Annotated in this window: 16 protein-coding genes; 14 read left to right on the top strand and 2 right to left on the bottom strand. The window is 64.5% G+C overall.

The features are described 5' to 3' along the window. Positions 1-57 precede the first annotated feature (57 nt). Positions 58-1,188, top strand: coding sequence for an epoxide hydrolase family protein (locus SGRAN_RS09370; protein WP_164477465.1), 1,131 nt, complete (start codon positions 58-60; stop codon positions 1,186-1,188). A gap of 234 nt (positions 1,189-1,422) precedes the next feature. Then, a complete protein-coding gene (locus SGRAN_RS09365) occupies positions 1,423-2,382 on the top strand; it encodes a LysR family transcriptional regulator (protein ID WP_237233996.1) in 960 nt (319 codons plus the stop codon). Here SGRAN_RS09365 and SGRAN_RS09360 read toward each other — a convergent pair. Then, entirely contained in the window at positions 2,365-2,607 is a 243-nt protein-coding gene (locus SGRAN_RS09360) for a helix-turn-helix domain-containing protein (RefSeq protein ID WP_197717627.1), read from the bottom strand. The genes SGRAN_RS09365 and SGRAN_RS09360 overlap by 18 nt on opposite strands. Positions 2,608-2,722: 115 nt before the next feature. Here SGRAN_RS09360 and SGRAN_RS09355 point away from each other — a divergent pair, with 115 nt between their 5' ends. The 3 genes from SGRAN_RS09355 to SGRAN_RS09345 all read left to right on the top strand — a co-directional run bounded on the left by SGRAN_RS09355 (position 2,723) and on the right by SGRAN_RS09345 (position 5,604). Continuing rightward, positions 2,723-3,025 carry a DNA -binding domain-containing protein gene (locus tag SGRAN_RS09355; RefSeq protein WP_067182922.1) on the top strand — a complete coding sequence of 101 codons (303 nt, stop codon included), beginning with the start codon at positions 2,723-2,725 and terminating at the stop codon, positions 3,023-3,025. Between the two features lie 124 nt (positions 3,026-3,149). After that, positions 3,150-5,135, top strand: a complete 1,986-nt coding sequence (locus SGRAN_RS09350; protein ID WP_067182921.1) for a conjugal transfer protein TraG — start codon at positions 3,150-3,152, stop codon at positions 5,133-5,135. Positions 5,136-5,145: 10 nt separating this feature from the next. Then, a complete protein-coding gene (locus tag SGRAN_RS09345) occupies positions 5,146-5,604 on the top strand; it encodes a ribbon-helix-helix domain-containing protein (RefSeq protein ID WP_067182918.1) in 459 nt (152 codons plus the stop codon). A gap of 25 nt (positions 5,605-5,629) precedes the next feature. Here the strand turns inward: SGRAN_RS09345 and SGRAN_RS09340 are convergent, their stop codons facing one another. After that, entirely contained in the window at positions 5,630-6,046 is a 417-nt protein-coding gene (locus tag SGRAN_RS09340; RefSeq protein WP_164477466.1) for an SRPBCC domain-containing protein, read from the bottom strand. 190 nt (positions 6,047-6,236) lie between these two features. On the opposite strand from SGRAN_RS09340, the gene trbB reads away from it, so the two are divergent. From trbB to trbG, 9 genes are read left to right on the top strand one after another with little or no spacing between them, the layout of a single operon-like run. Next, positions 6,237-7,232 carry a P-type conjugative transfer ATPase TrbB gene (gene trbB / locus SGRAN_RS09335; RefSeq protein ID WP_067182913.1) on the top strand — a complete coding sequence of 332 codons (996 nt, stop codon included), beginning with the start codon at positions 6,237-6,239 and terminating at the stop codon, positions 7,230-7,232. Then, positions 7,229-7,597: a TrbC/VirB2 family protein gene (locus tag SGRAN_RS09330; RefSeq protein WP_082737180.1), complete on the top strand. Its 369-nt coding sequence runs from the start codon at positions 7,229-7,231 to the stop codon at positions 7,595-7,597. Before trbB ends, SGRAN_RS09330 begins: the two co-directional genes overlap by 4 nt. Next, positions 7,597-7,875, top strand: coding sequence for a VirB3 family type IV secretion system protein (locus SGRAN_RS09325; protein ID WP_067182911.1), 279 nt, complete (start codon positions 7,597-7,599; stop codon positions 7,873-7,875). The genes SGRAN_RS09330 and SGRAN_RS09325 overlap by 1 nt, the downstream gene beginning before the upstream one ends. 13 nt (positions 7,876-7,888) lie before the next feature. Then, positions 7,889-10,333, top strand: coding sequence for a conjugal transfer protein TrbE (gene trbE, locus SGRAN_RS09320; RefSeq protein ID WP_067182908.1), 2,445 nt, complete (start codon positions 7,889-7,891; stop codon positions 10,331-10,333). Continuing rightward, entirely contained in the window at positions 10,330-11,097 is a 768-nt protein-coding gene (trbJ, locus tag SGRAN_RS09315) for a P-type conjugative transfer protein TrbJ (protein ID WP_067182906.1), read from the top strand. Before trbE ends, trbJ begins: the two co-directional genes overlap by 4 nt. A 21-nt stretch (positions 11,098-11,118) precedes the next feature. Further along, positions 11,119-11,397: a putative entry exclusion protein TrbK-alt gene (trbK-alt, locus tag SGRAN_RS09310; RefSeq protein ID WP_067182904.1), complete on the top strand. Its 279-nt coding sequence runs from the start codon at positions 11,119-11,121 to the stop codon at positions 11,395-11,397. A gap of 3 nt (positions 11,398-11,400) precedes the next feature. Then, positions 11,401-12,756, top strand: coding sequence for a P-type conjugative transfer protein TrbL (gene trbL, locus SGRAN_RS09305; RefSeq protein ID WP_067182901.1), 1,356 nt, complete (start codon positions 11,401-11,403; stop codon positions 12,754-12,756). Further along, positions 12,753-13,442, top strand: a complete 690-nt coding sequence (trbF, locus tag SGRAN_RS09300) for a conjugal transfer protein TrbF (RefSeq protein ID WP_067182899.1) — start codon at positions 12,753-12,755, stop codon at positions 13,440-13,442. Before trbL ends, trbF begins: the two co-directional genes overlap by 4 nt. Then, positions 13,439-14,398 (top strand): P-type conjugative transfer protein TrbG, encoded by a 960-nt coding sequence (trbG, locus tag SGRAN_RS09295; RefSeq protein WP_067182896.1) that lies wholly within the window; start codon positions 13,439-13,441, stop codon positions 14,396-14,398. Before trbF ends, trbG begins: the two co-directional genes overlap by 4 nt. The last annotated feature ends 2 nt before the right edge of the window (positions 14,399-14,400 follow it).

The following is a 14,400-nucleotide window of genomic DNA, read 5'->3' as shown; positions in this document are numbered from 1 at the left end:
TTTTCCATGTAAGGGCGTGCAGGATGGTGCGAATGTCTTTTAACAGAAAGAATCCATGTGAATACCTTTGCCGCCAAATCGTTCCAAATTCATATTTCTGACGACGTACTCAACGATCTCAAGAGTCGTCTAAAGCAAAGTCGTGTGTCCGATATTCTTCCCAATCCAAATGCTATGTTAGGTGCCTGCTCTGATCGTTTGAATCAAATCATCGAACATTGGATTTCATTCGATTGGAGAAAGGCTGAGGCCGAAATCAATTCTGTTCCTGCCTTTCAATCGGAGATCGACGGCACCCACATTCATTTCCTTCATGTGCGGGGGCAAGGCGAAAATAGTATCCCCATCGTTCTAACTAATGGCTGGCCAAGTTGTTTTATCGAACTGATGCCGTTGGTTCCGTTGCTGACCCGCGAGGTGGATGGCGTTTCGTTCGATGTCGTCATTCCCTCGTTGCCGGGATACGGGTTTTCCGAGCATCCGAAGCAATCAGGCCTGAATATCACTCGCATCGCTGAACTCTGGACGGCGCTTATGAAAGGTCTCGGCTACACGCGGTTTTTCGCGCACGGCAGCGATATGGGAGCGGGAGTGGTCGAGCGGTTAAGGGCAAATCACGGCGATAGTCTGCTAGGGATTCATATGGTCAACGTGAATTGGTTTTATCCACGGCCAGACGATATCACTTCCCTCGAAGAGGCTTATCTTAAATCCGCGCAGGCATGGCAGATGCAGGAGGGGGCTTATGCGATGCTGCATGCCAGCAAACCGCAGACCATTGCCGCGGCCCTAAGAGACTCGCCGGTTGGCTTGGCGGCCTGGATTGGTGAAAAACTGGACGCATGGTCGGACAGCTCTCACGCGGACGGCATCACGCTTGATGCCATTTGCTCATTGCTCACCATCTATTGGGCAACAGACTCAATCGGGCCGTCCATGTACCTCTATCACGAGGCTTTCTCGGATTCTGGGGTCATGTCCCCGCCCCCGAAACAGGGTGTGCCCGTCGCGGTTGCCGTATTTCCAAAGGACATACTGCCAGCACCCCGCTCATGGGGAGAGCGGTGGTATGACCTTACGCGATGGACCGAAATGCCAAGTGGCGGGCATTTTCCTGGCTTCGAGGTGCCTGACCTTCTAGCCGACGATCTTCGGGCTTTTGTGAGGGATGTCTCTTCCAGAAACTGATCCCAACTGTGGGGGAGTGGAGATGGGTGCGCCACTGAACGACGTAGCGGATAACAGACCGTCGTGGTCGATGAGATTAGCGAGCGCACTCACCATTTCATCCGTTTCAGCCTGCCGTAGCGGCGACCCGAACATAGAGCGGCGGCGTTGTGAGACACGCTCCCCCACGCCGCCAGTGGCTCTCGTGGCCCGCCTCCGGAACCCGATAAGATGCGTCCCCTCAGGTGTTTGACGATGCGGCGCCTCACCAAACTCTCCGAGACTTGGCAGTCGTCCTCACGGCTTGGCGCGCGAATCCCGATGATTTCGCTGATCCAGGCGCTGACGGTCGCCGAATATCTGAACTTCCGTCACGCCGCGAACGTCCTTGGTATCAGCGCGTCCAGCGTCAGCGAGCGAATCAGGACGCTGGAGGAAGACCTTGGCATCCTCCTTTTCGAGCGTCATGCGCGCGGCGTTCGGCTCACAGAGGCCGGACGCCATTTCGTCGAAGACGTAGCCGTCGGCATCAACCAGCTCGAACATGCCGTAAATACGGCGGGCGCGTTCGCGCAAGGCGAACTCGGCCGCATCCGCGTCGGTGTCTATGCGCTGACACCGGGCAGCTTTCTCGACGGCCTTCTTGCACGCTACCGTAAGGAACATCCCGGCGTTGCCATCGAGATCAGTGAGGGCACGGCGCGCGACATCATCTTCCAGCTTCGCGCCGATCAGCTCGACATCGCCTTTATCGCTGGTGCGCCCGAGGTTCCCGATTGCCACACGCGCCGCATCTGGAACGAAGCCCTCCTGGCCGCGCTGCCGGCCGATCACCCGCTCGCCGATAGCGACGGCGTGACTTGGGGCGATTTGACGGGCGAATCCTTCCTCGTCCGCCACAGCGGGACCGGGCCGCAGGTCTATGAACTTATCATCCAACGTCTCGCCGGCCGCTGGACCTCCGCTCCGGCCATCCTACGTTGCGATGTAGAACGCTGCACGCTGATGCAGATGATCGCCCAAGGCTTCGGAGTGACGGTCGCCGGACAGGCGGCGGCGCTGATCGACGTTCCCGGTGTCACCTTCCGTCCGTTCCATGATGAACCGGAGCCCGTTCCGTTCTCGGCCGTCTGGTCGCCCTACAATCAAAGCGCCACGCTGCGAAACCTGCTCAACCTGGCTCGAAAGATGGGGCGTTCAATCGGTACCAGTTGACTGCCGCAGCAACTCGGCAGGATCGACCTCAAGAGCTTCGGCAATCTGACCAAGCACTGTGACGCTGGCGGACACGTCGCCGCGCTCGATCGCGCCGACATAGCGCATACTCAGGCTTGCCCGGTCAGCCAGCTCCTCTTGCGTCAGTTTCTTCGCATGACGTATCCGACGCAGATTCCTCGCCATGACCTCCTTGAGATCCATGGGGGACAGCGGAACCAGCATAGGAATGATCATTCCAGGAACGATCGTTCCTATTCGTGTGCTATACTGCTATCCGGCAATATTGTTGGCGCCACATCGTATGTATGAACCGCGCTCGGCTGGAAAGGATTGCATCATGCGCATTCAACCAGAACTCGACCCCGACGTGGAAGACGAGGCGCCGACCAGCCCCGACATCACACTCTACGACGAGGCGCATTTCGTAACTTACATGCGCCTGCTCGACGCCGAGGCCGACGGGGCTGACTGGAAGGAAGTCGCGCAAATCGTCCTTCATCGCGATCCCACGAACGACGAGGCCCGCACGCGACGATGCTGGGCGAGCCATCTGGCCCGCGCGCAATGGATGACCCACACTGGCTATCGCCGTATTCTCGAACAGGCCGCCGACGACGAGTGGCGCAAGAGCTTTCACTGACTCCGGACCATCCGATTTGCCGCCGATCGTATCCGATAGCTCTCCAGCCCGATCCTGGTTGTTGCACCTCCCGAAAACCTCCATTCTCTGATCGGCTCCGACATTTTTGCCGATTGGAGCCTGTATGCGTGGAGGCCGAATTCTTTGGGGTCAGATTGCCGTCGTCCTGACCATCGTGTTCGTGATGCTGTGGGCGGCGACGCAATGGACCGCATGGCGGCTCGGCTTTCAGGCGCAGCTTGGCACCCCATGGTTCGAGCTGGCGGGTTGGCCGGTCTATTATCCACCGGCCTTCTTCTGGTGGTGGTTTTCCTTCGACGCCTACGCGCCCGCGATCTTCACCGAGGGCGGCATCATCGCCGTGTCCGGCGGCTTTCTCGCGATCGTTGCGGCGATCATGATGTCGATCATTCGCTCGCGCGAGGCGCGCAACGTCGCGACCTACGGCTCGGCGCGATGGGCCGAGGACAAGGAGATCCGTGCCGCCGGCCTGCTCGGTCCTGATGGCGTGGTGCTCGGCCGCTATGATCGCGACTATCTGCGCCATGACGGCCCCGAGCATGTCCTGTGCTTCGCGCCAACGCGATCCGGCAAGGGCGTTGGCCTCGTCGTGCCGACGCTGCTGACCTGGCCGGGTAGCTGCATCGTCCACGACATCAAGGGCGAGAACTGGACATTGACGGCGGGCTTCCGCGCCAAGCACGGCCGCGTCCTGCTGTTCGATCCGACCAATGCGCAATCGTCGGCCTACAATCCCTTGCTGGAGGTGCGGCAGGGCGAATGGGAAGTCCGCGACGTCCAGAACATCGCCGACATCCTCGTCGATCCCGAAGGGTCGCTCGACAAGCGCAATCATTGGGAAAAGACCAGCCATTCGCTCCTTGTCGGCGCGATCCTGCATGTCCTCTATGCCGAGAAGGACAAGACGCTGGCCGGCGTCGCCAACTTCCTGTCCGATCCGCGCCGCCCCGTCGAAGCCACGTTGCGCGCAATGATGGACACGCCGCATCTCGGCGAAGCCGGCGTTCATCCCGTCATTGCCTCGTCCGCCCGCGAACTGCTGAACAAATCCGACAACGAGCGGTCGGGCGTGCTCTCGACCGCCATGTCGTTCCTCGGCCTTTATCGCGATCCGGTCGTCGCGCGCGTCACGGCGCGCTGTGACTGGCGCATCGCCGATCTCGTCGGCGGCAGGAGGGCCGTCAGCCTCTATCTCGTCGTGCCGCCTTCGGACATCAATCGCACCAAGCCGCTCATCCGTCTGATCCTCAACCAGATCGGCCGCCGGCTCACCGAGGAGCTGACCACCTCCGGCAAGCGCCATCGGCTGCTGCTCATGCTGGACGAGTTTCCGGCGCTCGGCCGTCTCGACTTCTTTGAATCCGCGCTCGCCTTCATGGCCGGCTACGGCATCAAGGGCTTCCTAATCGCCCAGAGCCTCAACCAGATCGAGCGCGCCTACGGCCAGAACAATTCGATCCTCGACAACTGCCATGTGCGCGTTAGCTTCGCGGCCAACGACGAGCGTACCGCCAAGCGCGTGTCCGATGCGCTCGGCACGGCGACGGAGCTGCGCGATTCCACCAACTATGCCGGTCACCGGCTCGCGCCCTGGCTCGGCCATCTCATGGTCTCGCGGCAAGAGACGGCCCGACCGCTGCTGACGCCGGGCGAGATCATGCAGCTCCCGCCCTCCGAAGAAATCGTCATGGTCGCGGGTACGCCGCCGATCCGTGCCACCAAGGCCCGGTATTTCGAGGACAGGCGCTTGCAGGAACGCATCATCGCGCCGCCCGAGTTGGCGGCCGTGCCCACCAATGCCGCCGCGACCGATGACTGGTCCGGCCGCATCGTCGCGGCAGCGGCCCAGTCCGGCGCGGGTAGCGGCGGCGTCGACGGCGGCGATCCGGCCAATGCCGGCATCCGCCGCGAGCCGGAATTGCCCGAGCATGAGGAAATCGTCGCGCCGCCGCCGTCGCCGGCACAGGAGTTCGAGCTTCTGGACGATGAACCCGATGTGGACGCCGCCAAGGCCAACGCCATGCGCGCCCGGATGCGCATGGTTGCCCGGCAGGCGTCCTTGGACCCCGGCGACGGCATCGAGCTTTGAGGACACCGCCATGACGACCCGCACCCGCATGAACGTCTATTTCGACCCGGCCTTGCTTAAACAGGTCGAGGCGCTGGCGCTACGCCGGAACATATCCAAGTCCGCCATTGTCGAAGCCGCCGTGGCGTCCTTCCTGTCTGGCGACACGACGGAGAAGCTGGAGGCGGCGATGTCGCGCCGTCTCGACAAGCTCGGCCGGCAGATCGACACGCTCGACGAAGATGTTGCCGTGCTCGGCGAAGCCGTCTCGCTGTTCGTCCGCTACTGGCTGACCTTCACGCCGGTCTTGCCCGACGCAACGAACGCCTCCAGCCGCGCTAAGGGGCTGGAACGGTTCGAGGGGTTCATGCAGACGCTCGGCAAGCGGCTGGCGAGCGGGGATCGGTTCCTCAAAGAGCTTTCGCGCGACATGCCGGCCGACATTTCGCCGGATACATCTACGGCTGACACCGCGCCGGACGCTTCGTGAGCAATGCCGATCGCCCAAGACCGCTTCAGGGCGTGTAGATCGTCATCACGTAGCGCGCGAAATTGTCGAGCACACCCTGCCAATCAGCGCGCTCCACCTCGCAGGGAATCGCCGGATCACCATCGAAGATTTGGCGCACCGTGACGCTTGAGCCGGCGTCGATGAATTCCACACGCACATGCCGCCCATCGTCCAACTGCTGCCATTCGAGCAGCCGGTTCGGCTCGATCCGTGTGTAGATTGCGGCAAAATCGCTGCCCGATCCGCCGTCGCTCGGTGTCATGTGCAGTTTCAGCAAGCCGCCGACCTTCAAATCGTTCGACGCGCTGGCAATCAGCCAGTCGGCAGAAGCATCCCATCGCACGATGTCGTCGGGGTCATTGAACGCCCGCCAGACCGCATCTATCGGCGCGGGGATATTCGCCTCGGTGGTAATCTTCATGGTGTCGGTATCTACCCGAAGCATTGGCCGCGAGCCACACCGCGCCTTTGCTGTCCATCCCATTCGCCGCCGTCAGCCGCCGACCGCCGCACGGCTCTCAATACTTGTTGATTCGGCCTGATTTCAGGCTCTTTTAATCGACCCCGATCCGGGGACCGTCTGTTGCGCCTCGTGGAGAAACGGGGCCGATATGACGACCAGCCATCAAAAACCGGAAGCCATCGCACGCGGCGCGCGGATGCTTCGCACGGCGCTGGGGCCGGCGATTTCACGGTTTCTGGAAGAGCCTTCCGTCGTCGAAGTCATGTTGAACCCGGATGGCCGTATCTGGGTGGATCGGCTGTCCGAAGGTCTGGCCGATACGGGCGAGACGCTGTCGGCCGCTGATGGCGAACGCATCGTGCGCCTGGTCGCCCATCATGTCGGCGCGGAGGTTCACGCCCGCGCTCCTCGTGTCTCGGCGGAGCTACCGGAAACCGGCGAGCGATTTGAAGGCTTATTGCCGCCCGTCGTCGCTGCGCCGGCTTTCGCAATCAGAAAGCCCGCCTTCGCGGTGTTCGGCCTCGATGACTATGTGGCGGCCGGCATCATGACCGCCGATCAGGCCGCGACCCTGCGCGAAGCCGTCGCGGCCCGCGCAAACATCCTTGTCGCGGGCGGCACCTCCACCGGCAAGACCACGCTGACCAATGCGCTGCTCGCCGAGGTGGCGAAGACGGCCGATCGCGTCGTCATCATCGAGGACACCCGCGAGCTGCAATGCCGCGCCCCCAATCTGGTCTCCATGCGGACCAAGGAAGGCGTCGCCACGCTCTCCGATCTCGTCCGTTCGTCGCTGCGGCTACGGCCCGACCGCATCCCCATCGGCGAGGTGCGCGGCGCGGAAGCGCTCGACCTCCTCAAAGCCTGGGGCACTGGCCATCCGGGCGGCATCGGCACCATCCACGCCGGAACCGGCATCGGGGCGCTGCGCCGGCTCGAACAGCTCATCCAGGAAGCCGTCGTCACCGTCCCGCGCGCCCTGATCGCCGAGACCATCGACCTTGTTGCCGTCCTCTCCGGCCGCGGTTCCGCGCGCCGGCTCGCCGAACTCGCCCGCGTCGAAGGGCTCACGGCCGACGGCGATTACCGCGTCACCCAAGCCATCCCTTTGGCCATCCCCAGCAGCACAGGAGACTCCGCATGAAGCCCCCGATCAATGTCCAAAAACCGTCGAAACCCTCGGTCCTGCGCGGTGCCTATGATCGCCTCGCAGCCTCGACCGCGCTCGTCACCATCATGATGATGACGGCCACGCCGCCGGCTTACGCTTCCGGCTCCTCCATGCCGTGGGAAGCGCCGCTCCAGAAAATCCTACAGTCGATCGAGGGGCCGGTCGCCAAGATCGTCGCCGTCATCATCATCATCGCCACCGGCCTCGCGCTGGCCTTCGGCGACACGTCGGGCGGCTTCCGCCGCCTGATCCAGATCGTCTTCGGCCTGTCGATCGCCTTCGCAGCCAGCTCCTTCTTCCTCAGCTTCTTCAGCTTCGGCGGCGGAGCGCTGGTCTGATGGCGGGCGCGTTCGAGCAACTGGACGTGCCGGGCTTCACCGTGCCGGTCCACCGGGCGCTGACCGAGCACATCCTGCTCGGCGGCGCACCGCGTTCCATCGCGATCCTCAACGGGACGCTGGCCGGGGCCGTGGGCCTCGGCCTGCGCCTCTGGCTGGTCGGCTTGGCTATCTGGGTCATCGGGCATTTCGCGGCGGTCTGGGCCGCCAAGCGCGATCCACTCTTCGTCGAAGTCGGGCGCAGGCATCTGCGCATCCCGGCTTTCCTCGCGGTCTGAGGGAGGCGCAACCATGATGAACCTCGCCGAATATCGCCGCTCTGCCAGCCGCCTTGCCGACTATCTGCCCTGGGTCGCGCTGGTCGCGCCCGGCGTCGTGCTCAACAAGGATGGCTCATTCCAGCGCACCGCATCGTTTCGCGGTCCCGATCTCGACAGCGCCGTCGCCGCCGAGCTGGTCGCGGTCGCATCCCGCATCAACAACGCCTTCCGTCGGCTCGGCTCCGGCTGGTCGATCTTCGTGGAGGCGCAGCGCTCCGAGGCCGCGACCTATCCCGACAGCCAATTCCCCGATCCGGCCTCCGGCCTGGTCGATGCCGAGAGGAAAGCGGATTTCGAGGAAGCCGGCGCGCATTTCGTGTCGGGCTATTATCTGACCTTCCTCTATCTGCCGCCGGCCGAGGAAGCCGCCCGCGCCGAGACCTGGCTATACGATGGCCGCGAGTGCAGCGGCGTCGATCCGCACGAGATCCTGCGCGCCTTTACCGATCGCACCGACCGCGTGCTGGCACTGCTCGACGGCTTCATGCCCGAATGCGACTGGCTCAATGACGGCGAGACGCTGACCTATCTGCACTCGACCGTCTCGACCAACCGGCATCGCGTCCGCGTGCCCGAGACGCCGGTCTATCTCGATGCGCTGCTCGCCGATCAACCGCTGACCGGTGGGCTGGAGCCGCGCCTTGGGTCCGAGCATCTGCGCGTCCTCACCATCATCGGCTTTCCAACCGCGACGACGCCCGGTCTGCTGGACGACCTCAACCGGCTCGCGTTCCCATATCGCTGGTCGACCCGCGCGATCCTGCTCGACAAGACCGACGCGACCAAGCTGCTCACCAAAATCCGCCGTCAGTGGTTCGCGAAGCGGAAGAGCATTGCCGCGATCCTCAAAGAGGTGATGACCAACGAGGCGTCCGCCCTCGTGGATACGGACGCCGCGAACAAGGCGGCCGATGCCGACATGGCCTTGCAGGAGCTTGGGCAGGATGTCGCCGGCATGGCCTATGTCACGGCGACGATCACTGTCTGGGACGCCGATCCGCGTCTTGCCGACGAGAAGCTCCGCCTCGTCGAGAAGGTCATTCAGGGCCGCGATTTCACGGCCATGATCGAAACCATCAATGCCGTCGATGCCTGGCTCGGCTCATTGCCCGGACATGCCTACGCGAACGTCCGCCAGCCGCCCATCTCGACGCTCAATCTCGCCCACATGATTCCCCTCTCTGCCGTGTGGGCGGGGCCGGAACGGGACGAGCATTTCGGTGCTCCCCCCTTGCTGTATGGCAAGACCGAAGGCTCGACCCCGTTCCGGTTATCCCTGCATGTCGGCGACGTCGGCCATACGCTGGTCGTCGGCCCGACCGGCGCGGGCAAGTCCGTGCTGCTCGCGCTGATGGCTCTCCAATTCCGGCGCTATGAGCGGTCGCAAGTCTTTGCCTTCGACTTCGGCGGTTCGATCCGCGCCGCCGCGCTCGCCATGGGCGGTGACTGGCACGACCTCGGCGGCGGGTTGACCGAGGGCGACGAGTTCTCCGTCGCGCTCCAGCCGCTCGCCCGCATCCACGACACCTATGAACGCGCCTGGGCGGCCGACTGGATCGTGGCGATCCTGATGCGCGAAGGCATCACGATCACCCCGGAAGCCAAGGAGCATATCTGGACGGCGCTGACCTCGCTTGCCTCCGCGCCGGTCGAAGAGCGGACCATCACCGGCCTCAGCGTCCTGCTCCAGTCCAACGACTTGAAGCAGGCGCTTCGGCCGTACTGCGTTGGCGGGGCCTATGGCCGGTTGCTCGATGCCGAAGCTGAACAGCTCGGCCGCGCCGCCGTGCAGGCGTTCGAGATCGAAGGGCTTGTCGGAACGGGCGCGGCTCCGGCCGTGCTGTCCTACCTGTTCCATCGCATCGGCGACCGGCTCGACGGTCGCCCAACGCTGCTCATCATCGACGAGGGCTGGCTGGCGCTGGACGACGAAGGTTTTGCGGGCCAGCTCCGCGAATGGCTGAAGACGCTGCGCAAGAAGAACGCGTCTGTCATCTTCGCCACGCAGTCGCTATCGGACATCGACGGCAGCAATATCGCCCCGGCCATTATCGAGAGCTGTCCGACGCGGCTGCTCCTGCCGAACGAGCGCGCGATCGAGCCGCAGATCACGGCGATCTATCGGCGTTTTGGATTGAACGACCGGCAGATCGAGATTCTGGCGCGGGCAACGCCGAAGCGCGACTATTACTGCCAGTCGCGACGCGGCAATCGCCTGTTCGAATTGGGGCTCAGCGAGGTTGGCCTCGCGCTCTGCGCCGCCTCCTCGAAATCCGACCAGACCCTGATCGCCAATCTCGTCGCCGAGCACGGCCGCGAAGGCTTCCTCGCCGCGTGGCTCGCCGCCCGCGACGCGACCTGGGCCGTCGATCTCATCCCGAACTTCCCCCAAGCAGAAAAGGAGACCCTGCCATGAAGACCCGTTCCACCCGTTCGCGCGCTGCGATCCTCGCCGCGACCATGCTGGCCGTTTCGCCGATGCTGGCGACGCAGCCGGCGCACGCCTTCGGCTTCGGCCGCATCGTCTATGACCCGACGAACTACGCGCAAAACGTCCTGACCGCCGCACGCTCGCTGGAGCAGATCACCCATCAGATCACGAGCCTGCAAAACGAAGCGCAGATGCTCATCAATCAGGCGAAGAACCTGGCGAGCCTGCCGTTCTCCGCGCTCCAGCAGATTCAGCAGTCCGTCCAAAAGACGCAGCAGCTTTTGCAGCAGGCGCAGAACATCGCCTTCGACGTCCAGAAGATCGATCAGGCGTTCCAGAGCCAGTACGGCAATGTCTCGATGTCGGCCACCGACCAGCAACTCGTCGCCAATGCGCGCTCGCGCTGGCAGAACACGGTCGGCGGCTTGCAGGACGCCATGCGCGTGCAGGCCGGTGCTGTCGGCAATATCGACAGCAACCGCGCGCAGATGTCGGCGCTGATCGGCCAGAGCCAGGGCGCGACCGGCGCGCTACAGGCCACGCAGGCCGGCAACCAGCTCCTCGCTCTCCAGTCGCAGCAGCTTTCCGATCTCGTCGCGGTGATCTCGGCCAATGGCCGGGCGAGCGCTTTGACCGATGCGGAGCGCGCCGCCGCCGCCGAACAGGGCCGCGAACAGCGCCGCCGGTTCCTGACGCCCGGCTCGGGCTACCAGCCGGGCAACGCGCAGATGTTCAGCAACGGCAATTGAGGGCCAGAAAGGAGCATTCCCATGGACGGCAAGATGCTGGCTCGCCTCGGCGCTATCGTCTTCGTTGCCGCCGCCATCACGGCGACGGTGATCGAGCTGACCCGCAAGGAGGACGCGACGGCATCTTCGCCGGTGCGTCTTCACCAACCCGCTTCCGACCCGCTGCGCGGAGGCCAGCGCCGATGTCAGCAGCTTGGGCAGGCTGCGGCGAACGACGCCGATTGCTTGCGCGTCTGGGCCGAGACCCGTGACCGCTTCCTCGGCCGTCAGTCGGCTCCGGCTGCACCGGAAGGAAGATGAGCCATGGGCGGCGCTGGCGTCATCGACAATTTCCTCGGGGTCTTCACCCGCTATATCGACAGCGGCTTCGGCCTGCTTGGCGGCGAGGTCGCCTTCATTGCCACGACGCTCATCGTCATCGACGTGACGCTCGCCGCGTTGTTCTGGTCCTGGGGCGCGGATGACGACATCATCGCTCGCCTCGTGAAGAAGACGCTGTTCGTCGGCGTCTTTGCCTATCTCATCGGCAACTGGAACAACCTGTCGAAGATCGTCTTCGAGAGCTTCGCCGGCCTCGGCCTCAAGGGCTCCGGCACAGGCTTCTCGACCGCCGACCTGATGCGGCCAGGCAAGGTCGCGCAGACGGGCCTCGACGCGGCCCGGCCGTTGCTCGAATCCATTTCCGACCTGATGGGCTGGGTCGCCTTCTTCGAGAACTTCATCCAGATCGCCTGCCTGCTCTTCGCCTGGGCGCTGGTCATTCTCGCCTTCTTCATTCTCGCCATCCAGCTCTTCGTCACCCTGATCGAATTCAAGCTGACGACGCTCGCCGGCTTTGTCCTGATCCCGTTTGGCCTCTTCGGGAAGACCGCCTTCATGGCCGAACGAGTGCTTGGCAATGTGATCTCCAGCGGGATCAAGGTTCTCGTCCTCGCCGTCATCATCGGCATCGGCTCGACGCTGTTCTCGCAATTCACGCAAGGGTTCGGCGGCCAGACCCCGAGCATCGACGATGCCATGGCCGTCGTCCTCGCAGCCTTATCGCTTCTTGGTCTCGGCATCTTCGGACCGGGCATTGCGTCCGGCCTCGTCTCCGGCGGTCCGCAGCTCGGCGCAGGCGCTGCCGTCGGCACGGGTCTCGGCGCCGCCGGCGCGACCATGGCCGCAGGCGGTGGCGCGATACTCGCTGCGCGCGTTGGAGCCGCCATGCTCTCAGGTGGAGCCGCAGCCGTGCGCGGCGGTGCGACAGCCGCCGGTGCGGCATCCGCAGCCTTCAGCCTTGGTTCGCTCGGCCAGTCCGGCGCGGCGGGTGCCGCTTCCGGCATGGGAGGCGTCGGACGCGCGGCAGGCTCCGCCGCCATGTCGCCGCTGCGCCGTGCAGCAGCCAGCGTCAAGTCCAGCTTCTCCGATGGCGTGAAAAGCGGCTTCGGCGTCACGGGCGGCTCTTCGACCATGGGGACGGTCGGCGGTTCCGTCGATGCAGCAGCCGACGCCGCTTCCGCCACCCGCACCGCTAAGGGCCAGCCCGATTGGGCGAAGCGAATGCAGCGCTCGCAGCGCACGAGCCACGGCGTTCAGGCGACCGCCCATGCCATCCGCTCCGGCGACAGCCACGCCTCCGGCTCCTCCGTCAACCTCTTAGAAAGTGACCGCTCATGAACCTCTTCAGACGACCCGCCACGCATTACGGCAAGACGCCGCAGCCCGAGACGCCCTATCAGCGCGCGGCACAGGTCTGGGACGATCGTATCGGCTCGGCCCGCGTGCAGGCGAAGAACTGGCGCTATATGGCCTTCGGCTCGCTGTTCCTCTCGACCGGCTTTGCCGCCGCGCTCGTTATCCAGTCGGCGCGCGGGACCGTCGTGCCCTGGGTGGTGCAGGTCGACAATCTCGGCCACTCGCAGGCCGTTGCGCCGGCGACGGCCGACTATCGGCCGACCGATCCGCAGATCGCATGGCATCTCGCCCGCTTCATCGAGCAAGTCAGAAGCATCCCGGCCGATCCCGTTATCGTCCGCCAGAACTGGCTTCGCGCCTATGAGTGGACCACCGATCGCGGCGCAGGCGCGCTCAACGACTATGCCCGCGCCAACGATCCCTTCGCCAAGGTCGGCAAGCAGCAGATCGCGGTCGAGGTCTCCAGCGTCATCCGCGCCTCGCCGGATTCGTTCCGCGTCGCCTGGACCGAGCGGCGCTACGAGGACGGCAAGCTCGCCACGACCGAGCGCTGGACCGCCATCCTGACCATCGCGCTTCAGCCGCCCCGAGACGCCGAACGGCTGAAAGCCAATCCGCTCGGCATCTATGTCAACGCCATCAACTGGTCGCGGGAGATGGGCCAATGAACCGTGCTGTTCGCAAACCCGCAATGGCGGCCGTTCTGCTCTCGGCGACCATGCTCGCCGGCTGCGCCACGAACCGCCCGCCGGAAATCTCCTACGACGCCAGCGTCCCACCGCTGCCGGCCATTCCTGCCGCTGTGACGGATGAGCGGCTGAAGCCGATCCATGTCCCGCCCGCCTGGACTGTTGCGCGCGGCGGCACTGCGGGCAGCACGCCGACCGCACGCGTCGAGAACGCCAATGCCGCCGCCCGCGTGCAGCCGCGCCGAGAAGGCTACTTCAACGCCATTCAGGTTTATCCATGGAGCGAAGGCGCGCTCTATCAGGTCTATGCCGCCCCCGGCCAGATCACCAACATCGCGCTCGAACCGGGCGAGAGCCTGACCGGCGCAGGCCCGATCGCAGCCGGCGACACCGCTCGCTGGATCATCGGCGACACGGAATCCGGCTCCGGCGTCGCTCGCCGCGTCCATGTGCTGGTGAAGCCGACGCGCGCCGACATCACCACGAACCTCGTCATCACCACCGACCGGCGCACCTACATGGTCGAGCTGCGCTCGGGCGAGAAGCCCTATATGCCGGCCGTCGCCTGGGCCTATCCGCAACCGGCCGGCGGCGGGCGTCAGGCCACCCCGGCAACGCCGGTCATCCCGGCCGTCGCCGCCCGCAACTATCGCTACGGCCTGACCGGCTCCAGCAATCCGTCATGGAAGCCCGTCGCAGTCTATGACGACGGCCGCCGTGTCTATGTCGAATTCCCGCGCGGCATCGTGCAAGGCGAGATGCCGCCGATCTTCGTCATCGGTCCCGAGGGCGAGGCGCAGATCGCCAATACCCGCATCTACCAACATATCCTGATCGTCGATCGCCTGTTCGGCGCGGCCGAGCTGCGCCTTGGCGCCGGCGACCGCCAGCAGACCGTCAGGATCGTCCGCACCGACGAGAGACCGCAATCATGACC

The organism is Sphingopyxis granuli (genome assembly GCF_001559015.1).
Taxonomy (GTDB): Bacteria; Pseudomonadota; Alphaproteobacteria; order Sphingomonadales; family Sphingomonadaceae; genus Sphingopyxis; species Sphingopyxis granuli.
This window is presented reverse-complemented; position numbering and strand designations above follow the sequence as displayed.